We start from the raw sequence: 25,730 nt of genomic DNA on the forward strand, positions 1-25,730 counted from the left end.
GAAAGCCAATCGCCGCTTAACCCTGGCAACTCAAGGAGTGTGATGAGAAGAGAATGCAAATTTATCCTGCCTGTGTTGATAGGGATTGCCCTTAGCATCCTGCTTTCGGGCAGTGGCGTTTCCCAAACCGCAGCGCCAATGACGGAACTGGCGGGACCGCATGAGTCGGACGCATCCTTTGCCAACTATAAATTTCGCGATGGCGAAACGATCCCGCAGCTACGCATCCACTACGTCACTCTCGGAACTGCGCACCGAAACAGCCAGGGCGAGATCGATAATGCCGTCCTGGTTCTTCATTGGACGGGGGCGGATGGTCGGGATCTACTCGTTCCGATGTATCGAAAGGCGCTTTTCGACGAGGGGCGCCCTCTTGATTCACGCCGCTACTACCTCATCATTCCCGATAACGTGGGCCATGGGCAGTCCAGCAAACCGAGCGATGGATTGAAGGCACGCTTCCCTAACTACGGGTACAACGACATCGTAGACCTTCAACACAAGCTGGTCACAGAGATCCTCGGCATCAAACATCTTCATGCGATTTTAGGTATGTCGATGGGCGGTATGAACGCCTGGCAATGGGCCGAAGCTTATCCCACTGAGATCGATGGGATCATGCCAGTTGTCTGCCTGCCGGTCAAAGTCTCGGGACGAAATCTTCTATGGCGCCGCATGGTGATTGAAGACATCCGTTCCGATCCCATGTGGAACAACGGGAACTATACAAAGACACCGCAAGGCCTTGTTCATGGCTACGAACTGGTCCGGCTGATGATCGATGGCGTGCCACATTTCCAAGCCACGCTTGCCGATCCTACCGCAGTCAATCAGTTTCTCGATCAGGTTCACCAGCAAGCTGACAAAATTGATGCCAACGATTTGCTCTATTCGCTCAAGTCTTCGACCGATTACGATCCCGAACCTCACTTGAGCTCAATCCAAACCAAGGTGTTCGCACTGAACTTTAGCGATGATGAGTTCAATCCTGAAGGGCTTCACATCCTGGAGCACCAGATAGCCAAAGTGCCGCGTGCTCACTTCGTTGTGCAAGATGGCTCCGCAACGTCCTATGGGCATTTCACGATGGCTCATCCCGAGTTGTGGGCAGATCGCGTAGCGGACTTCATGCGCTCGATTGCAACACCCATCAGATAGGAGCAGAACATGTATCAAGATCAATCGGTGACGCTTCAGGTAACCCACGGCATGGCTCAACTCGAACCTGGGCTACGCATCCACTACGTGACCGCGGGAGGTGGCGATCGCACAGTCGTTCTTCTACACGGCTTTCCGCAGACCTGGTGGACGTGGCGTCGTCTCATTCCACTCCTTGTGCAGGCTGGTTATCGCGTCATTGCGCCCGACTATCGTGGTGCTGGCCACTCGTCGCGCCCCGCCGCAGGATACGCAAACGAACGATGGCAGGAGACATTCATTGTCTGCTGAAGGAGCATTTTAAGATTGAACGTCCGGTCGCACTGATAGGTCACGACATCGGGCTGATGGTTGCCTATGCCTATGCGGAGATGTTCCGCGATGACGTCACTCACCTCGTAGTGATGGATGCCCCTCTGCCCGGAACCGCAGTCTTTGACCGGCTGCGCGTTGACCCTCGCACCTGGCACTTCGCCTTCCACGGGACACGAGACGTCCCCGAAATGCTCGTCGCTGGCCGAGAGCGTCAGTACCTTCAGCTCTTCTACAGCGCGCGCATCTTCGATCCTTCTGCAATTACCGAGGCCGATCTTGACCTGTATACGACCGCCTATAGCGCCGCAGGAGCGATGCGGGCCGGGTTTGAGCTTTATCGAGCTTTCGACCAGGACGGTCAGGAGATCGGTCGGCGCTTGAACGGAATGGAAAGCTAAAGATCCCCGTTCTGGCTGTCTTCGGATCAATCAGCAATACCAGTGCGGGCGTGGTTGAGATGATGCGTGAAGTTGCTGAGAACGTCACTAGCCTTGAGGTCTCACATTCAGGACACTGGATCGCGGAAGAGAATCCTGAGGAACTCATGGCATCATTGCATAAATTTTTGGCGACATAGCTATGCCGAAGGACAGCGGAGATTTGGTCGGATTTGGTGAATGAAGAGCGATTCTGGTGAACGCGGCGGTTCAATCACATCTCCGGCTTCGAGCCGCCGCTCATCGTCGTCTCGGAAAACATCTAATTTGTACGACCACACGTCTGTGGTTTGAGGGTCCATTAGGGGTCCAATAACGAGGAAAATGTGTGCATTCTGCTCTCTCATTGCGCGGTTGATGTCGAGCTTTTTCAGTTATTTACATGACGTTGCCGAGATGGCATGGAAGAGGTCATCGGTCTGACCCGTTTCACCTCTATAAAAAACCCGTACCGGCTAAGAGCAGAGTTAAGCTTCCGACGCTCGCACCGATGGAGGAGTTCAGGTCCGTTCTGTCCACGACCAGGTTTCCAGAAACGGTTGAGCGACGAACATTCGGGTAGTTTCCGAATGGTCATCTCGGTAAAGAACTTCATCAAAAAGTCCGTCAAATTTGGGTGCCGAAAATGCTCCAAAAACGTCGTCCTGCTCCGACTCATCCTATAGGAAAAAAGGGTCCAGAACTTACACGTGCCCTGTTAACCGAAGGGTTGTAAGGGTCAAATTCGATACAAGGCCATGAATCCAAGGATCAAGAGCAAATGCATTCGAACGAGTGACTGATGGCGTCCGGTTACTAGGAAGGTATAGCTGGCAGCGCGGTCGTCCTAAACCTTGCGGAAGAACTTCTCAAAAAAACAGGCGCCGGATCACTCCGGCGCCATAAGTAATAATTGAACGGATTAGAACTTTAGGCTTTCAAGCGCGCCCGCGAGAGGCGACTCGCACAGCAACTCTTCCACCCTGTAATAGGCCGGGTTGTTATCTAACGTCAACGCAAGAATTACAACGTTGCGGTTGTCTGGCATGGTTACGCTTGTCACCCTCTTGAGGGGGTTGATCGCGAAGGAGTAACGGTAGACGTTGAAATTTTGCGTATTTTTGCTGCCATCGTTATAGTCGCGGTAGGAAGTTTTCGTCACCAGCGATTCATTGGTGTAGCCCGTGAATGAGGACCAGTCGCTGAAGCTTTGGGTAAAGGTTGACTTCGTCCCATCGCTATAGGTCACCACCGCGGTCTGGTCTGTCTGGTCGCCCTGTACGCCGGTGCCCACCATGGTCAGTTCGCTATAGTTACCCGGTGGCAAGGCTAACTTCGCGCCCGTACCGTAGTATGCGTTCGGAGCGTTGGCACCGCCCAGGATGAAGCGAATGCCGTCAACCATGATGTGCTCCCCGCTCAGGCCATCGTCCAGCAGGTTTGCCGAGTAGGCCGCGCCGCCACCATCGAGACCTCCATTCCCGTCGAAGATTGTTCCATCGGTGTAGATGCCCGTGGTATTGAACGGCAGGTTGACCGCAGTTCCATCGGGAAAGGGTGAGAGCGTTGCGGCCAGAATCACCACGTTGCGGTTATTTGGGAGCGTGATGCTCTTGACTGTCCTCGAGAAATCAAGGAGCAGCGAGTAGTTATATACGTTGAACTGCGCCGTGCTTCGGGCACCCGCGGCAGTGTTGCGATAGGGCATCGCAACCGCTTCCATCTCGTTGAGCGCCACGGAGGGAGTGTGCCAGTCACTGAAGGTCTGAGAAAACTGGATCGTGCTGCCATCCGTGTAAGTCACGGTAAGTTGTTGCCTGGTTTGAGTGCCATTCAGCCCCAGACCCATGAGTTGCAGGGTTTGATATTTGCCGGAAGGTAATGCCAGGGTTTGGCCCGCTGCGTACACCGCGTCGGGTCCGTTAGCCGGACCAAACTTGAAGCGCAATCCATTGAGGACGCGCGCGGACTTCAGCAGTGTGGACGAGAGCGTATAACCGTCACCATCGATGCCCGATCCACTTACGGTGGTGCCGTCCGCGGTCAGGCCGGAAAGGTTATAGGCATTGTCCAGTTTCACCTCCGTACCCACACCGCAATCGCCCGTTGCCGCGCTCACCGCAAGTGTCAGCGCAGGCACAGAACGGTCGATGGAGCCAGCGTTTCCTACAATCGACACCGGCGTGCCCGATGTTGGAATGGCAGCGAAGCCAGCTTTAAGCGTCAGCGTGCTCGTCATACTCGTGTTCTTTGCGGAGAGATTGCCGATGACGCCGGGCGGCAAATTAGTAAGACTCAGCGCCACCGGACTGGAGAAGCCGTTGAGCCCATCCACGGTGATGTCGTCCGTTGCGGAGCCTGACTGGTTTACATAGAGCATTGGGCTGGAAACGGTGAGGCTGAAGTCGGGGATGGCCAGACGCACATAGGCTATCTGCGTGATGCCATTTGCCGTTCCTGTCACAGCTACCATCTGATTGCCGGGCGGTGCGTCGGCGGTTGTGCTGATGGTAACGATCGCCTCGCCGCCGGATGACACCGCGGTTGTACTAACCGACGCGGAGATGCCCGCAGGCGAACCTACAGGGATTGCCGAAAGTGCGATCTGCCCTGCAAATCCATTGACCGGGGTCACAGTGACCGTTGCTGTGGTCGAACCGCCGGGCGTGATCGATGCGGTGGCCGGGGTTGCTGTCAACGTGAAGTTGGCTCCGGTGCTTACCTCCGCCGGGGGTGCCAGAAGGTTGAGGAGCGCCTGTCCGTTTGGAGATCCCCATCCTGTCACGAGGTCGTAGCCGGACACGGCGGTGAACAGGTTAGGACTTCCGGTGTTGAAGTCGTTGCCTTCTGTGATGTCATGAAGCACGGCGCCGTAATTGCTGCTCGCGCCGATCTGGTATGGTGTTGCCGAGGTGAATGTGACACCGTGTCCGTTGGCCTGTTGGTTGACCAGAGCCATATAGCCAGCCCAGCGAGGAGCGGCGAGGCTTGTACCGCCGATTCCCGTGTAGCACCCCCCGTTTGCGCAGAAGTAGCTGTCGAAGTCTGCTTCTGCCGCAACGTCAGGCACGTTGCGAAACTGCGTTGAGCCCTGATTCTGTGAGTTGATGAACGGAGTCTGGAAGGCCGGGATGGGAGACTGGGTGCTCCATCCGCCGGTTGAATCGACCCAGGTTACTTCGTTCTGCCATGCTCCACCAGAACCGTTCGTTGTCAGATCCGTACCGCCCACATCGATCACGTTCGGGCTGTTGCCTGGGTAGCCGATGTCGCCGACGTTCGCACCTGAATCACCTGAGGCGATAAACAGACTCTGCCCCTGTGCCTCCATCTGTAGGAAAACCTGCTCGTAACCTGGCTGCGTAGCAGGTGTTCCTCCAAACCCAAAGGACAGACTCAGCTGCTTGGCGATATTATCGTCGGCAGCCTGGACGAATGCTGCCAGCCAGTTTGACGCATCGTTGTAACCCTCGTACACCAGCAGGCCGGATGCTTTCGGGGCCATCGAGATGATTTGCTCAATGTCGATCACCTCTTCACCGTCATCGCAGGAACCCGTGCATTGGCCATCCACGTTGAGGAGCACGTTATAAATTGGGACATCGAGAGACTGTCCTATGCTGCCGAAGTAGCTCTGCACATCGCTCAGGTTGTAAGGCCCAAGTTCAATGAGGCCAAGCGTCTGTCCTTCACCTTGATAACTCACATCGCCTGCATACGCTGCGCGGATATCACTGCCCAGAAAGTTATTGCTGGGCCCGGAACCTGTAAGAAAATATGCGTGCGGCGTTCCACGCTTGGAGAATGGCTTGGGACGGTCTCGGTCGCTCAGCCCCTCAACGCTCAGAATCGGAAGCGAGGCGTCGATGGTTGGAGCAACGCTCGGAGCATGGTAATTCCGTTTTTCCGTAGGATGCTTATAAACACGCATGGTAGTCGCGAACATGCGGTTCACCGAGCCCACGGAACCACTGATCTGGACCAGGGTATGGTTCCTGGAGGTCTTGCTCACCGTGAAGCCCTGTGCCTGGGCATAGGACATCACCTTGTTGTAGTCGGCCTCTGTGGGACCATACTGTTCGGCGAATTGCCCAGCGGTCAGATATCTCTTGTACAGCGGGCTTTCGGGATCGGCCTGGTTCTTAATCAATTGCTTCAGCGCATCGACATTACGCAGCGGAAGCGTGATCCCAAGATGGATCGGCTGGTTTGCAGGAAGTGCGCTCACAGCAGGATCGGTCGTTGAGGCATTGCTCCGCATTGGCAGCTGACGTCGCTGGGCGAAGGTGGGTTGTATAGAAATAGCAATTGCGGACAGAAACATTACGGACAGCATCGGGAAGCGGGGGAAACCTAGTCTCTTATGCATAAGGCTCCTTCACATGGTTCGAGCAGCGTTAAGTTTCGAATTGAGAAAATGTACAAGGATCTCCAGAACGTCGGATCAGCCTCCAACAGGCGTCGTCATCGAGATAGAGTCACTCCATCTGGTGGAGACTTCAGTGCTGCTATGTAACGTATTTACCCGGGGATAGAGGTCTTTGAATCCGTAGTTACAAGTTCAGATCATCTTTGGTTACTGTGAACTCCGACGCTTCTACAAATCACTTATGGCGGCCAGAAATGAAGAGAGCTTATTTAGGTTCTGGCGAGTTACTTTTAGGAAAGACATCGTAAAGGGGTTGTACAGGTTGGACCTGGTCCTCTTGCCTTGCCACACTCAGCGCAAGAATCTTGACTTCTTTGTTCTGTGGGAGCTTAAGCATTGTGGCGCCGGCGGGAATGTGAATGCGATACGCAAAGAGATATGAGTAGGCATAAGGCTCGTTGTTTCCAGCGGAATCGTGTCGATGAGAGGCAAACCATGCCACAGGAGCTGGCTTGATGAAGCCTGGGGTCAGCCCGACAAACTCATCCTTCGTGATTGGGCCATTTTCCTTCACGTAAGCGCGGATGCGGCGCGCACGCTCGGCGGCACGACTCTTGTCGTCCGGCTTTGGTTCTTCGGGAGTGGCGACCTCTACGGTCTTCCATTGCCGGTTGTCCCACTGTCCGATGAAGCCTCCCCAATCCTGCACGTTGACCTCAGCATCCTGGTTGCCTGCATGGAACACGGCAGAGTGATCTCCGTCGGCCGCAGCAGCCAGCAGATAAATTGTGTTGAAGTCGCCTGCAGGCAATGCGATGGTCTGCCCCTGAGCGCGAACAGCGTCCGGAAATCCTGTGCCAGCCGGTGCAAGCCTGAAGTGGACTCCGTTGTAGGCGATTTCGGATGAGAGCATCTCCGCGGGGTAGGCCTTACCTCCATTATCGAAACTTCCGCTGGTCGGATGTCCGTCGTTGGTGGCCACCGATTGGTCGTAAGGCAGCTCGACGGTTTCGGACTCAACAACGGCGAGTTGTACAGGGGCCGCTGCAAGCTTCAAAGCAAAGGATCTTGGCTGATACCCTGTGAAGTCCGTGACGAGATCGCCGTTCGCAAGTTGTGTCGGGCCGACAGGTTCCTCAGCGCCATTGATCTCTCGCGCGCTGACGATCTGTGAAGGGAAGTGGATGTGAACTCCCTGCTGCCGCGCACCATCCAACTCGACGAGACGCACGACTACTTCATCCGATGCCTCTGCTTTCTTCAGTGCCAACACGCGTACGCGGCTGTTGCTCACCTTGAGGAGAGAGAAATCTTTCCCCAGGCCACCCGGATGCTTGTTGCTGGCAAACCCGATCAGCGGTTGATTCAGGCGTTCAGCCTCCCAATCGGTCTGTCCCTTGCGCCAGTCATCGCCATGACCGGCGATGCCATAGACAAACTCATGATGTCCCCAGTCCTGCGTGGCCTGATCTTCATAGCCGCCCCTGGTTCCCGGGCTGCGCAGCAGGGTAAGACGGAGCGTATGGTCATCGGGTTTGTCGGATCCGTTCTTGCAGTCCGTCAAAATTGTGAGACCGAACTTTCCCGACTTATCCGTCAGATCGACCCACTGATGCGATGCCACCTCGTACTGCTTTGGCTCGTCGTTTCCGCGCTGGATCGTACCGATGTCCCAGTTGTAGGTGGCGAGAGGATTCGCGGCGTTGAGGGGAAAGGTTGCCTTGAGGTTGGCTTCCTTGGTCTTCCAGTCGATCAAGTTAGCGAACTCCAGGTGGTTTCCGGCCTCGCCTGCCGACAGTCGAACCGTCTGGACGAACTTGGATCCCTCCGATTCACGCGTGATCTCAAGCGCAACGCGGACAGGCCCGTTCTCAATCACCTTGATGCTAGGGGTTCCCTGCACGTACGCTCGAGGAGCGCGCGTCTGGTCGCTATAGTCCATGTTCCAGGCGGGCCACTGCGAAGGATTGTCAGTGCTGATCGCCATACGGATCGGCGCAGAGAGCATCTCCTTCGCGACCTGTTTGTCGTAGAAGCTGGAGACATCGCCGTTCTTGTCCAGTTGCACGCGGTACCTGCTGTTCTCCAGCGAAGTCTCGGTGACCTTCAACGGGGAGGCCTGAACGCCCGTGGCATCGACCGATTGCACGTCATAGACGGCATAACCAACCGATGGCATCCTCGCGAGGAACAGCACCTTCGTTTTGCCGTCGATGTTCGAGACGATCTGCCCGGGAATAGTCTTACCATTCGGACCGACAACGTGAACGGCTTTCGGGGCCTCGCCGGGAAATTGCAGACTCGCTTCCACAACATCTTCACGAGCCACATTCAACGGGTTATAGATGACGACAGGAATCCCCTTCGTCTGCGTATCCAGACCAGACGCGATCGAGTCTGTTGCGCTCGTCAGTACATCCGAGAACTGATTCATCGCGAGCACTTCGTCATTCCACGAATACGTGTACGCCTTCGGGGTGGCCGTTCCGGGAACCACATCGTGGAACTGCCCACCCATCACGAGGGTCCACGCCTTGCTCAGGCGCTCCAGCGGATAAGGACGTCCACCCATCCAATCGGCTCCAACAGAGGCGCGTTCCGCAGCGTCTGCGAGCAACTCGTTTTTGCGGTTCCATCGCTTCATGTAAGCTTCCGACGTCAAAGAGCCGGCGGAGTGCTCCACAAGCTCCAGATCTCCGGTGTAGCGCGGAAGCAGCGCTGCTTGCTCAGGCGTGATCTTATTGAACATTGTCTCGGCCGTCGCCTGCACGATATGTAAAGGACCATCCCCAACCTGCACGGCAGGAGCCGGATCGGCATATACCCCGTTCACGATGTCACCGCTCCTCTTCTTCACCTCCGGCAACACAGCCGTGCCCTTGGTGACCATCGCCTCCATCAGGCGAACGGATTCCTCCTGCGGAGCACCGCCGGTGTCGCCCGTTCCGTAATAGCGAAAGTCCAGAGCCAATCCGCTCGAAGCTGCAACGTTTTCATTCCGCTTGATCCAGTAAGGACTCTTAGTAAGATCTTCGATCACATCGCTGTCGTACGCCGTCCCGTTGAGTGCCGCAATGACATACTTGCCATCTGGTCCTTGCCAAACGCCGACGTTGAAGGGAATACCGACTGGCGTTTTCTGCGGGGACTCCGGGCCGCCAACCTGTGCTCCTGAGTGCCAGGACAGCTTTTGCGTTGAGAAACCTTTTATGCCGGTGTGTGCCAGGATGCTGGGAATAGAAGCTGGAAAGCCAAAACAATCCGGCAGCATGTACTCGGAACTCGTCTTGCCGAAATCCTTACGGAAGTATTCTTTGCCATAGAGGATTTGGCGGATGATGGCTTCGGCTGATGGGTTGTTGACGTCGTTCTCTTCCATCGACGAGCCTGCCGGGAACCAACGTCCTGCAGCCACATATTGCTTTACCTTTTCGTAGTCGGCTGGGTAGTACTCCTTCATCATGCGGTATCGGTTCGCACCGCTGAAATTGAAAAGGTAGTGCGGATACTTCTCAAACAGCGCGAAGTTATCACGCATCGTCTTCGGCAGAAACTCACCGATGGTCTGCGGGTATTCCCAGCGCCACTGCGTATCGAGGTGGGCGTAGGGTGTGACATAGAGCGTAGGGACGTCATTCCCGTTTACGGCCGCAAACGGATTCTTGGTCCCGGGTGCCGGGGCTGCACCTGCCTGCATCTGCGCATTTCCTGCGGGGGAAAAACCTGCAAACAGAAGCGCCAAGAGAATGCGCCCTGTACGGTCGGCCATTGCTGCCGAAGTTTCATCAGCTTCATGCTTCGTTCTCCTGGTGCCTGTGTTACACCGGGGAACGCTCAAAGCGTTCCCCGGCCCGTTGATACTTTTGTCTGGATGTTGAGTAACGTTCTCTAGAAAAGGATTTTTCCGGAGAACTGTGTCTGCCGTGGGAAGTTTAGCTGGGTTGAGCCGATGGTGCCGTATCCGGACCAGGCACCAGGTTGATTTGGATCGGCAACACTGTCAACGCGTGTAACGCGACCGGTCGTACCGCTCGTGGTTGGCCCAGGAAACTGCGGTGTGTTTGTGGCGTTGAACATCTCCGCTTTGAATTGGAACTTCACCCGTTCGGTAATGGTGAATGCTTTCTGAACACCAAGCGCTGTCTGCTGAGCCCACGGAGCGCGCACTGCGGCGGTAATGGGAAGCTGCGTGATGGTCGTATATTGCGGGAAGCTTTGGAAGCAGGAGCCTCCGCCCGCAGTGCTCGTTTGCGCGGCATTGTTGAGATAGCTCTTGTAGGTGTGGGGGGAGTTGGCGATGTCAAAGGTTCCGCAGTTGTAAAGCGCATTATTGGGGTAAGTGACCGGGGTGCCGGATTGATTCGTGAAAATGAAGCTCAGTTGCCAGCCTCCAACAGCCCCTTGCACTAGTCGATTCGCATTCGGCAAGAGCAACGATCCCCTGCCAATCGGCAAGCCGTAAAGTCCACCTAAAGTGAAAACCCATGACCGGTCGGCGCTGGAGAGCGCGTAGTAGGGCTGGGCATCTACGAGGCCTTTATTGTTGTTATTCAGGCGACCGGTTGCGATCATCGCCTTTGACCACGTAAAGGAACTGAGGACGCTCAAACTCTTGAGCAGGGGGTTGGTTCCTCCGACGCGGCGCTCGAGTTTGGTGATGAGAGAGTTGTAGTAGTTGTACCCCTGCGGGTTCGCGTAGTCGTAGACATATTCGTACTGCGAGTAGGGGGACATCAGGTTCTTTGCGGAGATGGTTGGCGAAGAACCGATGGTGGTGGAAGTCGGAATAGCGCCATAGTACGGATTGGCGACCTGTTGGTTGAGGTACGAAGGATTCGCGTGACCTGCATTCCAATCTGCAAGGGAAAGCTGATCCAGATATTGTCCGGAGCGAAGTCGGCTACCGTGACTTCCAACATATTCAATGTCGAGCACAAACTGTTGTGGAAGCTGGCCCTGGAAGCCGAAGGAGTACTGCTGCACCCGCGGAATCTTGCGTTCACGGCGATCAAATTCAAGACTGTTGCCGATGCCCGCGAGCAAGCCGAGAGAGGCTCCATCGGGTGCCACAACGCCGTTGGAGAAGGGCGTGCCACTGCGGAAGTAATTTGAAGGCGTCACGCTCCCATCCAGGGAGGTCGTGTAGTTTGTTGATTGTTGCCAGCTGGATTGCGCACCAAGCTCAATGCCGAGAGCTGTACTCGTCCCCCAGCCACCGCGCATGACGAGGTTTGGAGCGATGAGGTACGCAAAACCGACCTTGGGCAGAAACGACCCGACATAATTCGCATAGGGGCTAAGAGAGGAGCTGGAGAACTGTGGCCCTCCAAGCACCGGACCAGTAAAGGTCTGTCCATTGGGCAACATTGGGCTTGCTGTCAGGGAGTTAGAGACTGGATTGGTACAGGTGTAGCAAAAACCTGCATTCAGACGATAATTCCGATCTTCCGGGGATGTTTCCTGCTCATAACGAATTCCGAGGTTCAGTGTGAGTTTCGGAAGAATCTTCCAGTCGTCCTGCACATAGCCGGCGTAGCTGTTGTAGCTTTCGTAGTTTGTGAGGAAGTAGTCGACGCTGCCACTCTCGGGATAGCCGAGTAGCAGATCGGCCATGGCGGATCCATCGCTGTTGCCCACATAAGGATCCTGTTGCGTGAATCCGGGACCAAAGGTGAACACTCCATTCGGCTTGCCGACGCCACCAGGAACATCGTGGAAGAGCATCAGATCGGCGCCGTAATGTAAATTATGGCGTCCAATGGTTTGCGAGACGGACGGGCTGAGGTCGTAGGTCTCGTACAGCGAGGGGCTGATCGAGTTTCCGATAATGTTCGCGATGCAACAGTCGTCCATATCGATTTCAGGTGCAAGGTCTTTTGAGGTGGTTGGGATCGACGGCATGTTTAAACCCAGATCGCCAGCCGTAAGCTTGGCGCTTCCCGCGGCAACGGAACCGTTCGGATCAACGTTGTAGGACCGGTTATATGAGGCGCGCACGTCAAGAAAAAGGCGTGGCCCGAAGGTATGAGTGAAGTCGACGACGGGAGCGTAGGTGAGGCGGTGGTTGTCAATGTCGCCCTGTGCGGCCGCTCCGGGAAGAGCGGATGAGTTGCGATATTCGCTTCCGGTGAAATAGGTGAAGACCGCGTACATGCGTGTCTTATCGCTGAACACATGATCGATACGAGCGATAGGCTGGCTGTAGCCGTATCGTCCCGGGTCCTGCGCGACATAGTTATTGATGTATCCGGGACGATTGGGCAGGGGGAAAACGTTGAGAATTTTCGCTGCGATCGGCGTGATGCGACCTGCGGGGATCGTGTTGTTAGAAAACTGGGCACGCTGATACTGGTCGCACCCGGAAGTCGATGGAGTTGTGCAGGTCACGTTCGATGGGTCGTAGATGTTGCCGAGCCCAACAGCATTTTGATAACTGGTCAAATTTACGTCGCCATTGCCGGGCCGCATGTCTGCCGTAGGAACGGTGACGGTTCTGGTAACGGGGAGAACTTCGCGCCAACCTTCATAGCTGAAGAAGAAGAAGGTCTTGTCCTTCCAGACAGGACCGCCTATTGTCCCACCAAATTGGTGTTGGTTGTGGAAAGGCTTGGCTTGTTCCTGTTGCTTGTACTGATAATAGTTGGCGTCGAACAAGGAGTTGCGCCAGAAGTCGAAGACGGTACCGTGGAACGCGTTCGTTCCGCTTTTCAGGATCGTGTTGACTGTACCACCTCCTGTACGGCCATACTGAGCGTCGTAGGTGTTCGTCATTACCTTGAACTCCTCCACGGCATCGACGCTAGGGGCTACATTCCAGGTGCCGGCCCCGCCACCGCCCTGCTGTGAGACCGGTGCTCCGTTAAGAGAAAACTGGTTATAGTTGCCAGACTGTCCGTTGATGGAAGTAGCGTTAGACTGATCCCAAGCACGCGTGCCGGAGTTTCCGGTCGGACCGTACTGTTGAGTCGTGATCTTCACGCCAGGCGTAAGTGGAAGGAGCTGGTAAATCTGGCGGCCGTTAAGTGGAAGCGACTGCACCTTTTCGGGATCCATAACGGTGCCGCCTGAGCCGTCCGAAGTGTTTAGGGCGACAGACTGGTCAGCCGTCACGGTAACAGACTCAGTACCCCCAGCGAGGAGCGAGAAGTCCACGGTTAGCTTTGCGGATACATCCACATTTACTTGGTCTTTGGTGACCTGATTGAAGCCTTTAGCTGTAGCCGTGATGGAGTATTTCCCCGGCTGAATAAAGGGGATCGTGAACTCGCCGTTGCCACTGGTAGTTGTCTTGAAGGTTTGTTGCGGCCCGACTGCTGTTACCGATGCATGTGGAATGACAGCTCCGGTGGCATCCGTAACGTGCCCAAAGAGAACACCGCGATATTCCTGCGCTGACATGACATAGGGAAGACTCAAACACAGAGTCACCACCCAAAGAAGTTGAGAACGCACTCTCAGCAGGTACGACATAAACCTCAGCAGGTACGACATAAACGACCCCCTCGGAAGACAGCAATGGCCGCATCGCGGCTTTTCTATGAATCTTGTGAACTGGAATGTATCGGAGGATGGCGCGAGAAGTAGTGAGGACTTGTGAATATTCATGAAACAGCAGTGATATTCTCGTCAGACCACGATCAATGAACTCCGCGCAAGTCATGAGGTCCTATGACAGACGAGAGCAGAACGACCCTTCTTGGGCATGGTGCCTTTCAGATCGACCTTGTCCGCGAATGCCTTATTTTTGAGGGAGAGCCGCAGACTTTGCGTCACCAGTCATTCCAGGTTTTGTATTATCTGGCTTGCCACCCGTGCCGCACTGTTACCAAGGACGAGCTGCAGTCCGCAATCTGGAAAGAGACCTGTGTCACTGACAATGCGTTGGTGCAATGCATTGCGGAGGTGCGGCGTGCATTACGCGACGACCCTAAAACTCCGACCTACATCAAGACTGTGCCCCGACAGGGGTATCGTTTCCTGGTCTCTTTTATAGAGGAGAAAGGAGCATCAGAGAGATCCCTCTCGGCGATACACGAGATGTCACCAGCTAAACTGAAGACACCACCACCCGTGTCAGCTGAATTGAAGCAGCCACTGCGTTTTCGTGCTGTCGCTGTCTCCGCGGCGTTTCTTCTCTTCCTCGGACTTACAGGCCTGCAGCTCTTCACACGCCATTCGGTTCATCTAAAACGGGAAGCCGAACTGCCCAAGATCGCGGGGGTGAAGCGTATTCGGATGGAAAGCATACGCAATGAGACGGGCGACCCTGAATTCAACTGGGTTGATTCCGGGATGCCAGAAATGCTCAAGGCCGGGCTGCAGAACATCCCAGGAGTCGAGATTTCAGACGATGAGAAGGGCACGGTTCGGGTGCAGGCTGTCCTATCGGGATCGATGATCCGGCAAGGCTATGGGTATTCGCTGAAAATCGACACCCTTGCCGCTGATGGGCATTTGCTTGGTTCAGATTTCATACCGACGGAGCGCAAGAAGTTTCCACTGGAGGCGAGCCTTATTGCTTCGCTGGTCGCGGAGCACCTCGGTCTTTCGGTCCCTGACAGGGCGATACAGGAAGAGGCGCTTACTTCAGATTCTATGGATGCGGCAGGTTATTACCAACAAGGCGTCGCGCTTGCGGAACGGTTCGAAACAAAGGAAGCGATCGAACTGCTAAAGAAAGCTGTCGCGCTCGATCCGGGGTTTGCGATGGCATATGCGCGCATCGGCTACGCGTACGCGGTGGTAGATTTTGCGCCGAAGCAAGGATTGCCCTACCTGCTGAGGGCATCCTCGCTGTCGGATCGTTTGACGGAAAAACAGCGACTTTACATTGCGGCATGGCGTGCGACGGCCGAGGAAAATTACGATGAAGCCGCCAGGATCTACGCAACCATCACGCAGCGGTGTCCCCATGATCCAGAGGCTTTTCGGCAGCTTGCAAAGTTGCAGCGCTCACTTGAGCACTTAGATGCAGCGAACGCAACACTCCAAAGTGGTCTTACGGCCAATCCGAATGCAAGTTCTTTGTTCAATGTGAAGGCGATAGTTGAGCTTGCTCAGTACCATTATTCCGCGGCGATCGTGTCCGCGCAGGAATATCTTCGTTTATCACCGAACGAACCAAACGCCCACGACACGTTGGGAATGACGTATCAGCAGGCAGGCAAACTTTATCAGGCGATTGCGGAGTTCTCCGCAGCGCTTTCTCTTGATCCGGAGTTTGAACCCGCCATCGTTCACATGGGAGACGTCTACTTTCAGGCAGGTCGTTACGAAGAAGCTATACAGCAATATCGGCGCTACATTGGAGCCGCTCACACGGATGCCGCACGAGCGATCGGCTATGGCAACATAGCGGCGGTGTACCGTCAGCAGCAGAATTTAAAGGAAGCAGCCAAGGCCGCCGAACGTGAGATCCACTACGACCCACACGCTATTTGGAACTCGTTAGTCATTGCCGTTGATGAGAAACATGCAGCCAAGGTTCATCATTATGAAGTTGCGCTGCAAAGTGCAAGGAACAGTCAAGAGCGAGGAACACCGGGCGATCGCCGCACCATAGCGTACCAGCGGGGTTGGCTGGCGCTGCAACGTGGCGACCGTTCCAAGGCCATCGCTTCGTTCCAGGAAGCGCTACAGCATATTCCGGCGACATCAGGAATTGATTTACATGACTCTTGTCTGGCGGACGCCTTCATGCAGTTAGGAATGCAACAAAAAGCGGAGACGGAATACCGTCGGCTGCTTGCAAATAATCCGAGCGATCCGTTTGCCCTTCGTGGCATTCATTCGATCGCTCACAATATGTAATACGTTCTGTGTGAGGTTCCATCAGCATGGACTGCAACCTCCACTCTCCCGACTAATCGGCAATACCCGTCACAATACGGGGAAGGCCTCTTGCTTCCGAGATTCATCCCTCAAGAAAAAGAGGTCAATGGCAGCGCGACGGGACGCGCAATGGCTCTGGCTCAATGGCTGTGAAATATTATGAAATTTTCTGAAATCAAGACGAAGATATGGAAAATGGGAGCCTTCATCGTCTGGCACCGTTTCCTAACGCCTAGAATCGCACTTGTTGGAACAGAATCATGGCTGCAAGCGCGTCGGCAACAAAGGTGACACGAAAGGGAATCATGATGAAGAAAGTTGACGAGATTCTGCAGAACAGCAGCCGGCGTTCCTTCCTGAAGACCACTGGGCTGGCGGTTACTGCGGCTATCGCGTCGCCCGCGATGGACATGGAGCCGCAGTCACCCATGGTGCAACATGCCTCGGGAAGTGGTGCGAGCCTCGCCAGCCCGGTTACTCTAGTCAATATTTTGCAAGGCACGGATTCGACGCCGTATTTTTCCCGAGGAAACACGCTGCCCATTGCGGCACGACCCTTTGGCATGGGGCACTGGACAATCCAGACGACACCGAACACGCCGTGGATGTTCCAGCCGGGGCAGCGACGGATCCAGGGCTTCCGTGCTACGCATCAATTGAGCCCATGGCTGGGCGATTACGGCCACGCCACCTTTCTGCCGATCTGTGGGGCGCCGGGGGTGGAATACGGTGCGCGTGCCAGTTCTTATCGGCCAGAAGACTCGACGCTTTCGCCTCACACGCTCCAGATGCGGCTATTGCGTTACGGTATCGACACGGAGTTGGTACCGACCGAACGTTGCGCACTCATTCACGCAAGCTTTATGAAGCCTGAGGCGCCCGGATTTATCTTTGATGTGCCCGGCGAAAAGCCGCCGACGCATGAACCGGACGAGCAGCGGCGCACGATCCGATTCAGATCGACCGCAAACTCTGGTGGGGTTCCGGAGGGCTTTGCGTGCTATTACGTGCTGCATTTTTCGGAGTCCTGGACAAAGCTGGAAGATAAAGACGAGCGCGGTCACCGCACGACTCACTTAACCTTTAAGGATGGCGTGACAGCATTGGATGTGCGAATTGGCACATCGTTCATCTCGTTCGAGCAGGCCGAGCACAACCTGGACAGCGAGCTTGGTTCGAAACCGGCAGCGATCTTGCGAGCCGAGGGCGAACACGCGTGGAACGAGTTGTTGAAGCGTATTGAGATCGAGGGGGCGACGGAGACGCAGCAGCGGACGTTCTACTCCTGCCTGTATCGGACGCTGCTCTTCCCACGCATCTGGCACGAGCCAAATATAAACGGCGCGATGAGCCATCGCAGTCTCTACACCGGGAAGGTGACGCCGGGCGTGATGTACGCCGATCACGGCTACTGGGACGTCTATCGCGCATGGTATCCGATGATGACTGTGCTCTTTCCCGAGCGGCTTGGGGAGATTCTTCAGGCATGGGTCAACGCGTACAAGGAAGGCGGCTGGTTGCCACAGTTTCCATGTCCGGGCTATCGCGCATGCATGACCGGAAGCCTTATCGATTCGCTTTTTGGAGAGGCGGCCGCCAAAGACATAAAGGGTTTTGACATGGCTGCGGCATATGACGGACTGAAGAAGCATGCCACCCAGCAAGGCAATCCCGATGCTGGCTACGGTCGTCGCGGTATTGAGGAGTACGTGCAGCATGGCTACGATCCAGCAGACAAAGTCGAGCAATCGGCGGCGGAGACGGTGGATGCCGCGTACGGCGACTTTTGTATCGCGCAGGTCGCGAAGGCTTTGGGCAAGACGGACGACTACGCTATGTTCATGAAGCGGGCAGGAAACTGGCGCAATATTTTCGACCCGAAGACCGCTTACTTCCGAGGCAGGAATTCTGATGGCGCCTTCGTGGAGCCGTTCAGTCCCATACGCTGGGGCGACCCGTACGTTGAAGGCGCAGCGTGGCAGCACCGCTTCGACGCACCGCACGATATGGCGGCGCTGATCGATGCGATGGGTGGCAAAGAAAAGGTTGTGGCGGAGCTCGAGAGGATGCTGACCATCTTCCCCGAGTTCGACACCGGTCCTTACGGTAGTGAGATTCACGAAATGTCGGAGATGGCTGCGGTCAACTTCGGTCAGTACGCACACAGTAATCAGCCTTCGCACCATATTCTTTATGTCTTCAGCGCTGCCGGGCGACAGGATCGCGCCGCATACTGGGCGCGGCGCGTGATGAACGAACTCTACACGCCGGACCTCTTCGCAGGTGACGAGGACACGGGCTCCATGGCCGCGTGGTACATCCTCAGTTCTCTAGGCTTCTATCCGTTATGCCCCGGCAAGCCCGAGTACATGCTGGGCGCGCCGTTGTTTCCACGTGCGAAGGTGCACTTGCCTGGTGGCAAGACTCTGATTGTCGAAAACGCTTATAAGGGGGAAAAGACCATACGCACGACGCTTAATGGAAGGCCCCTCGCCAACGCAACGATTCAGCATATGGAGATAACAGACGGCGGAACCCTCCGGTTCGCCTAAAGACATTGTTGATGAAATTGATGACCTATCCTGAAGACACTATCAATAGTTGAGTCGCGCTCTCAACTGCACTCTTCTCCCGGGCAAGGCCGCCTCGCCCATTGGATGGAATGTGGCTTCCAATAAACCCCACAGGACAAAGCCGCGTAGACTTCGCTTTCAGTGGGATAGACAAACGAAAGGCAGGCATCACGGTTGAACGAGGTTGAGCAGCAATTTGCCAGCGACAATTATGCGGGGATATGTCCCGACGCCTGGGCCGCCATGGATGAAGCCAACCGTGGTCACGCTACAGCGTACGGCGCGGACCAATGGACCGCGAAAGCTTCCGACGCTTTCCGCGACTTATTCGAGACACGGTGCGAAATCTTCTTCGCCTTCAACGGCACAGCCGCCAACTCGTTGGTTTTGGCGTCGCTGTGTCAGAGCTACCACAGCGTCATCTGTTCGGACTCGGCGCATATAGAGACGGATGAATGCGGTGCGCCGGAATTTTTCTCCAATGGATCGAAGCTTTTACTCGCTCCATCCACAAATGGCAAACTCACGGCAGGGGCCATACGTTCGATTGCTACCAAGCGAAGCGATATCCACTTCCCCAAGCCAAGAGTTGTCTCCATCACCCAACCTACGGAGATGGGCGAGGTGTACACGGTCGATGAAATCCGAGCCATCTCCGAAGTGTGCCGTGAGCTCGGTCTGCGCCTTCACATGGATGGGGCAAGATTTGCCAACGCATGCGCCAGTCTGGACTGCAGCCCCGCGGAGATGACCTGGCAAGCTGGCGTAGACGTTCTTTGTTTTGGTGGTACGAAGAACGGCATGGCATTTGGTGAGGCGGTAATCTTCTTTGACTCCAGCCTGGCCGCGGATTTTGACTATCGCTGCAAGCAGGCCGGTCAGCTTGCTTCGAAGATGCGCTTTCTTGCCGCCCCGTGGGTGCGCATGTTGGGGAACGGTTCTTGGCTGCGCAACGCGGCACATGCAAACGCCTGTGCGCGTCGATTTGCCGAGGCCGCGGCTCACGTCCCAAGAGTCCATTTAATCTCGAAGGTCGAGGCAAACGCTGTGTTTCTCAAAATGCCGGAGTCGATGATGGAAGAGCTGCGGAGTAGAGGTTGGGTTTTCTATACATTCATCGGAGGAGGCGCGCGGTTCATGTTCGCTTGGGACTCATTGCCGGTAAGAATTAATGCACTTGTGGAAGATCTGAAAGATCTGGGACGCTCTGTGGTTTGACTGTTGCTTGGTAAATCATCTGAAGGAGAAGTGAGTGAGCTTTAGCCGAAGAGAATTTAACTATGGGCTACTTTCAGCGACAGCATTGAAAGGGCCTGCCGGACTCGTGCCAGCGCCTGCGGAAGCACGAGAGTCAAAGAGTTTGTTGGAGCTGCAACGGAAATTTGTAGATCTTCGTTTTGGCATGTTCCTGCACTTCAATATGGCGACCTTCCAGGATCGTGAGTGGGGTGATCCGACCTCGCCATCCGAGCTCTTCCATCCGACAGCGCTTGATACAGACGAATGGGCAGCTGCCGCGAGATCCGCAAAAATGACCTGGGGCTGTCTCACCACCCGCCACCACGATGGCTTTTGTATTTGGACAACGAAAACGGAGGCTGGCAGGGTCGCCAAAGCTGAGCCTCAGATTGACATAGTGCGCTCGTACGTTGATTCGTTCCGCAAAGCCGGACTGCGGGTAGGGCTCTACTACTCGATCTTGTCTTTACGTGATGACATTCGACACTTCAATGTGACGCCTGAAAAAATTCGACTGATCAAAGATCAACTCACAGAGCTCTTCACGAACTATGGTGAAATCGACATCCTCATCACGGACGGATGGGATGCGCCGTGGAGCCGCATCACTTATGAAGAAGTGTCCTTTCGTGAGATTTACGACCACATTAAGTCAATGCAGCCAAACTGCCTCATCTGCGATCTCAACGCTGCCAGCTATCCAACGGGAGGTCTCTATTACTCCGACATCAAAGCCTTCGAACAAAACGCCGGTCAGCGGGTGCCGCAGGGAAGTGATCTGCCTGCGCTTTCCTGCGTAACGATTACCGATGGATGGTTTTGGAAACAGCAGGATCTTCATGGCAACCTCAAGCCAGCAGAGACCGTGGTGAACGAATGGCTGGTTCCTCTGAACCGTCGCCACTGCAATCTCATCCTCAATGCACCTCCCACACGTGAAGGTAAGCTTGCTCCGAACGTAGTGCAGCGTCTTGCGGAGATTGGGCGCCTGTGGAGTCCCGAGCAGCCTTCGGCGCAGGTCACGCAGCATCCAGTCATCACTACCCCGAACCTCGCGAAGGGGAAGCCGATCCACGCAAGCTCCAGCCCCGATACCGTAGGTCCCGATCTTGCCAACGATGGGAACTTCCGATCTTCCTGGTCGCCCGAGGACTCCGACACCGCGCCCTGGCTGGAAGTTGATCTTCAATCTGAACATCGCGTCTCAGTCATAGCTCTCGTTCAAGGGCAGCGTGGAGATTTGCTCTCCACAGCCAAGAGTTTCAAGTTTGAGTGCTGGACCAGATCAGGCTGGACGACTATGGTCGAAAGTTCGATCCACAGCGCAACAATGGTCCTTGCAGTGCGACCTGTCACTGCAAGCAAGTTCCGCGTAAGTCTAACGTCCAATAGAGGTCCACTGTCCATTGCGGATATCGGCCTCTACAACGAACCGTCGGATGCAGAGTCGTAACCAAAGGAGTTGGTCTGGCTTAACTTCGGTTTTAAAGGGATGGACAAAGCCAATGCATGTTTGCCTAAACCTCCGAATGATGATGTTGGAAGCGACGATGTTCCTTCTGGCCCTCCTTCCAGTAAATCCCGCGTTAGCACAGAGCTCGGCGCTTAGTCTTGAGGAGGCGCTGCAGCACCTCGAAAGTAATTCCCGCCTATATCAAGCCACCGCGCCGGATTTTTTCTGCAACGAACATGTTGTTTCGACCAAAAGTTCCCTCAATGTCCGAGAACGCACCGTCACCGACTCTATCTTTCGCGTAGAGCGTCGCATCAGCGGACATAATAAAAGACTTATTGAGTCCCGAGAGGTCAAGGCAGTCAATGGTCACCCCTCGACCAGGAGTGAATTGCCTGGCCCGATCACGCTCCAAGGTGTGTTCTCTGGCGGTCTGGATGTGGTTTCTACTGGCCAAACCTCGTGTATGCGCTATGCTTTTGACCCCGGTAGTTCCGATCCCTCCACTAATCATTACGCTATCCAGTTTGCCACCCTGCCCGAAGAGCAGCGACGGCCAGGATGCTCCCTTTCCGAGGACACCAACGGTCGTATCTTGGTTGATAAAGGGACCATGCAGGTTGAACAAATGGATCTCGTCACTCCCCATCATGTCTTCCTTTCTGGCTTGGAGGGTATTTGGCGCATCTCCATCACATACGGTACGGTCGACTTGGACAACCACCGATTTCGAATGCCTAAAACGATAGTTTCAACTCTGACATGGAGCGATATTGGAGGTGTGACGGTGTGGTCATTTGATGCGACGTACTCCAATTATCATAAGTTTGGAGTATCAGCCTATATCTTGCCAGTACAGTAACTCTTCGCTTCTTATCTGAAGGGAACTAAAATTTTCGGTCAGCCGTTATGTCACAATTCCTAAAACTTAGTACGCAGGGGTAATCGGGGTTTCAGCGGACTGGCGACGATTACAACACCTTCTCTTCTCTCGACTCAACAGCGGATGGAACAACAGCTCCATCCACTGTTCTAGTCTAACGACTACTCGTCGTCAGCCCCATCTGCGTGGTCATCGGCGGCCTCAATTTTCGAGAGCCGCTTGATGCTGAGGGCGCTCCATTTGCTACCTCTGCTCTGATGCGAACCAGGCCCAAAGCTTCAGCAAGAGTCGTCCGCTCTTTGTGTACTTGCAGAGCTATACGCACGAAGCAGCGGCTGAGCCTGCTGCCTTGATAGAGCGAGACGTAGGCGATCAGAATCCACAGACATCCTCAATCGTCTACTCTGCGCCTTTATCTGGTTCAGGTGGCTCACGGCCGATCCTTACTGCTTGGGCTGCAATACGAGTTTCCGGACCACTGGGTTGCCGAAGTGAATGGCTACTACACACGAGGGTGGGACACGCTTCGACTGCGAATATCAACTCTCCCAGCAACGCAGACCCTTACGGACCTCGGCCATTCGTGGCGGGCATCAACCTACAACAATTTCAGCAATCGGGAAGATTCAGCGGTGATTCCCAGTACATGAGGTTCGAGCAGAATTCTCTCAAACGTGTGCAACTCTTTCTTGGCTATTTCCGCTCATCGGTCCGGTCCAATGCGGACACTCCTTCGACCGAACCGCAGTCTGCATATTCCGATTCGGGGGAATATGCACGTCCTAGCTGGCAAGCCACGCACAACAGCCTTGGAGCTGTCACCGTCCACCTACCAGAACAGTTGTTGCTCAGTTCGATCTTTGGCGCTTCAAGCGGCCAACCATTCAATCTCCTGACGGGCTCCGACAACAATGGCGACGGCGTATTCAATACCGCCCCCAGTACGCCGTAACGATCGCATCAGGGGCTATCCAAACACGGTACGGTTTCCTAACGAATTCTGGCGGCTCCAGTTGGGTTCCGCGAAATGCCGGAACACTGCCTTGGAAAGTCCATTTGGATCTGAATCTACAGAGAGCTTTTGTGCTCAATCCAAAGGCGCCGAAGGATTCTCAAAAGACGCTCTCATTGAATCTTCGATCCACGAACATTGTGAACCATACAAATGTGACCGCGGTCGGGAACGTATTAGGGTCATCCATCTTTGGGGTTCCTTATCAGGCGGAGGCCGGGAGACGGGTCGAGGTAGGAATCAATGCACGCTTCTGACCGCAAACATCCTGCAGCGCTTCGGGGCATGCCTTCAGATGGCCACTTCGATGCCAAGGCATATGCCCGTTTTGCTCACTTGACCACCGAGACGCTTTTCCAGGGAAAGTGGCAAGGTTCACGTGCTCTGTGCGTTACGGCTTGGTCCTGTCCGAATCGGACAACTCGGACGCGTGATACCGGGTGCCTCGAAAAAAGTTCTCACTCAAATACTGAGAAAGTTTGAATCAGAGAACATAGTCGTCAGGATAGATTTAAGCGACCTCGTCCTTCACGTCGAATACCAACTGCATCAAGAGGTCCGGGAATCAGTCGAACAGCTTCTCGATCACGTTTCAAAATGGGGCGCGAGCTTCATGGCTCTTCAAGGCAAGGCGAGCGCACTGAAGGAGCGGATGTGACAGAGGAGATTTGAGGACATAGCACTGCCAAGTCAAGAAGCGTGGTCAGTATTTATATTTCAGGCATGTGTCGATCTTTATTCGTACTTCTCTCTGTGTCGTCGGTATGGAGCTACGCTCAGGTGCAGACTTGTATCGACGTAAGGCAATTCGATTAAATATGAATGCCGCCCGAAGGCGGCATTCAAAGACTTAGGGCGCGCATTCGACGAAACGACCGGTTGCCCCAAAGTCTACGGAGTCAATACTCCGGCAGGTATCGGGGTTAGCCCTCGCTGGGACTCACGACACGATAGCTGGCGCCGCCGTTAGACCACACCAGCAGCAGGATTTGCTTGCCATTCGGTGTGCTCTTGATGCTACTTACGACGTCGCCAGCTGAAAGTGTCAGCTTGCGGTTCACTTCCAGGATCACGTTACCGGGCTGCAAGCCTGCGTCTTCTGCAGGGCTGCCAGGCCTCACCTGTGCAATCGCTGCACCCTTCACACTGTCTGGAATGTTCATCTGCTGCCGCATCTCGGGCGTTAGATCACTCATCGCCAGACCCAGCTTGCCGCCGTTCGATTGGCGGCCATTGCCATCCCCGTCGTTGCTCGCGGCTTGTGCGTCCTTTTTATACTCGCCCAGCGTTATGTTTACCTTCTGCGCTGCGCCGTTCCGCAGAATGCCAAGGGTCGCATGGGTGCCCGGCGTCATCTGGGCCACCTCCACCTGAAGCTCACCGCCGTTCTCCACGGTGCGTCCGTTCAGGCTGGTGATCACATCACCATTCTTCATACCGGCATTGGCTGCCGGAGAACCCGGCATCACCTGTGACACGATCGCTCCAAGAGCGTCCTTGAGATTGAAGAACTGTGCGTTCTCGGGTGTCACATCATTCATGCTGATGCCAAGATAGCCATGATGAACTGCGCCGGTCTGAATGATCTGCGTTGCGATGGCCTTCGCAGTAGAAGCTGGAATAGCGAAGCTTGCGCCTGCGAAACTGCCATTGCTGGTCGCAATCATCTGGTTGATGCCGACAAGTTCTCCATGAACGTTCACCAGAGGACCGCCGCTGTTGCCACGGTTTACGGCTGCGTCGGTTTGTATCAGGCCGCCGGGCGTACGTGCATCGGGTGAGAAGGGAGCAGCCCGATTGACCGCGCTGACGATGCCGCGTGTCACACTGAACTGCAACACGCCAAATGGGCTGCCAAACGCCAGTACAGTCTGGCCAGGCCGTAGCTTGCTGCTGTCGCCCCAGGAGATCGCAGGCAGATCATGCGCATCCACTTTGACCACGGCGATGTCGGTCAGCTTGTCCGTTCCTACGACTTTACCCGTCAGCACGCGCCGGTCATGAAGAGTCACCTTGATCTGCTTTGCACCCTCCACAACGTGGTTGTTCGTAACGATGTAGCCGTCCGGAGAGATGATCACGCCCGATCCGACGCCGCGGCGAAGCTCCTGTTGTTGAGGCTGCATCCGTAACCCTTTGCCGGGGCCACCAAAGAACTGGCGAAGCTGCGGCGGCAGGTCCTGCGGATTGATCTGCTGCGCCGTTTCATCGTCCTGTTCATCGACTTCGCCGACGCTTGTAACAGCCACGTTTACAACAGCAGGCGTCACGCGCGCCGCGAGCGTCTCCATGTCACGATCCAACGCAGTCAGTGAACTTACGCTTTGGTCATCCAAAGCAGAGGCCGTGACAGCGCTGGCGTGGACGCCATAGTTGTGAAAGAGCGTGGCCGAACCCAACACCGCGACCGCTGCAAGGGTGAACGGGGCAGCAAAGCGGTGGATACTGCGAATAACTAAAGAATTAGTTGTTAGCGACATA

Annotated in this window: 14 protein-coding genes; 10 read left to right on the forward strand and 4 right to left on the reverse strand. The window is 55.2% G+C overall.

Translation table 11 applies throughout. The features are described 5' to 3' along the window. Positions 1-42: 42 nt before the first annotated feature. The 3 genes from ACIPR4_RS08145 to ACIPR4_RS22920 are packed head-to-tail and all read left to right on the forward strand — an operon-like array spanning position 43 to position 1,871. On the forward strand, positions 43-1,158 hold the full coding sequence (locus ACIPR4_RS08145) for an alpha/beta fold hydrolase (protein ID WP_013568184.1): 1,116 nt from the start codon (positions 43-45) through the stop codon (positions 1,156-1,158). A gap of 9 nt (positions 1,159-1,167) precedes the next feature. Then, positions 1,168-1,449, forward strand: a complete 282-nt coding sequence (locus ACIPR4_RS22915) for an alpha/beta fold hydrolase (RefSeq protein ID WP_222829269.1) — start codon at positions 1,168-1,170, stop codon at positions 1,447-1,449. Then, positions 1,422-1,871 carry an alpha/beta fold hydrolase gene (locus tag ACIPR4_RS22920; protein ID WP_222829270.1) on the forward strand — a complete coding sequence of 150 codons (450 nt, stop codon included), beginning with the start codon at positions 1,422-1,424 and terminating at the stop codon, positions 1,869-1,871. Before ACIPR4_RS22915 ends, ACIPR4_RS22920 begins: the two co-directional genes overlap by 28 nt. A gap of 940 nt (positions 1,872-2,811) precedes the next feature. Here the strand turns inward: ACIPR4_RS22920 and ACIPR4_RS08155 are convergent. The 3 genes from ACIPR4_RS08155 to ACIPR4_RS08165 all read right to left on the reverse strand — a co-directional run bounded on the left by ACIPR4_RS08155 (position 2,812) and on the right by ACIPR4_RS08165 (position 13,674). Next, the gene (locus ACIPR4_RS08155) at positions 2,812-6,258 is read right to left on the reverse strand and encodes a S53 family peptidase (protein WP_013568185.1); all 3,447 of its coding nucleotides are present in this window, start codon (positions 6,256-6,258) and stop codon (positions 2,812-2,814) included. A gap of 265 nt (positions 6,259-6,523) precedes the next feature. Next, the gene (locus ACIPR4_RS08160; protein WP_013568186.1) at positions 6,524-10,027 is read right to left on the reverse strand and encodes an alpha-mannosidase; all 3,504 of its coding nucleotides are present in this window, start codon (positions 10,025-10,027) and stop codon (positions 6,524-6,526) included. A 119-nt stretch (positions 10,028-10,146) separates the two neighbouring features. Continuing rightward, positions 10,147-13,674 carry a TonB-dependent receptor gene (locus tag ACIPR4_RS08165; protein ID WP_222829271.1) on the reverse strand — a complete coding sequence of 1,176 codons (3,528 nt, stop codon included), beginning with the start codon at positions 13,672-13,674 and terminating at the stop codon, positions 10,147-10,149. Between the two features lie 252 nt (positions 13,675-13,926). Here ACIPR4_RS08165 and ACIPR4_RS08170 point away from each other — a divergent pair, with 252 nt between their 5' ends. The 7 genes from ACIPR4_RS08170 to ACIPR4_RS23485 all read left to right on the forward strand — a co-directional run bounded on the left by ACIPR4_RS08170 (position 13,927) and on the right by ACIPR4_RS23485 (position 23,907). After that, positions 13,927-16,068, forward strand: coding sequence for a tetratricopeptide repeat protein (locus ACIPR4_RS08170; protein ID WP_013568188.1), 2,142 nt, complete (start codon positions 13,927-13,929; stop codon positions 16,066-16,068). Positions 16,069-16,394: 326 nt separating this feature from the next. After that, a complete protein-coding gene (locus ACIPR4_RS08175) occupies positions 16,395-18,641 on the forward strand; it encodes a GH92 family glycosyl hydrolase (protein WP_049781114.1) in 2,247 nt (748 codons plus the stop codon). 195 nt (positions 18,642-18,836) lie between these two features. Further along, positions 18,837-19,880, forward strand: coding sequence for a threonine aldolase family protein (locus ACIPR4_RS08180; protein ID WP_013568190.1), 1,044 nt, complete (start codon positions 18,837-18,839; stop codon positions 19,878-19,880). A 142-nt stretch (positions 19,881-20,022) separates the two neighbouring features. Next, positions 20,023-21,354, forward strand: a complete 1,332-nt coding sequence (locus ACIPR4_RS08185; RefSeq protein WP_245536490.1) for an alpha-L-fucosidase — start codon at positions 20,023-20,025, stop codon at positions 21,352-21,354. 97 nt (positions 21,355-21,451) lie between these two features. After that, complete coding sequence (locus ACIPR4_RS22475) at positions 21,452-22,216, forward strand: hypothetical protein (protein ID WP_187290267.1); 765 nt, start codon at positions 21,452-21,454, stop codon at positions 22,214-22,216. 667 nt (positions 22,217-22,883) lie between these two features. Further along, entirely contained in the window at positions 22,884-23,189 is a 306-nt protein-coding gene (locus ACIPR4_RS08195; protein ID WP_041585994.1) for a hypothetical protein, read from the forward strand. Between the two features lie 439 nt (positions 23,190-23,628). After that, positions 23,629-23,907: a winged helix-turn-helix transcriptional regulator gene (locus ACIPR4_RS23485; RefSeq protein ID WP_049780811.1), complete on the forward strand. Its 279-nt coding sequence runs from the start codon at positions 23,629-23,631 to the stop codon at positions 23,905-23,907. Positions 23,908-24,172: 265 nt separating this feature from the next. On the opposite strand, the gene ACIPR4_RS08210 is transcribed toward ACIPR4_RS23485, so the two are convergent. After that, positions 24,173-25,729, reverse strand: coding sequence for a Do family serine endopeptidase (locus ACIPR4_RS08210; RefSeq protein ID WP_013568193.1), 1,557 nt, complete (start codon positions 25,727-25,729; stop codon positions 24,173-24,175). Position 25,730: the final 1 nt, after the last annotated feature.

The sequence above is a fragment of the Terriglobus saanensis SP1PR4 genome (assembly GCF_000179915.2).
Classification (GTDB): Bacteria; Acidobacteriota; Terriglobia; order Terriglobales; family Acidobacteriaceae; genus Terriglobus; species Terriglobus saanensis.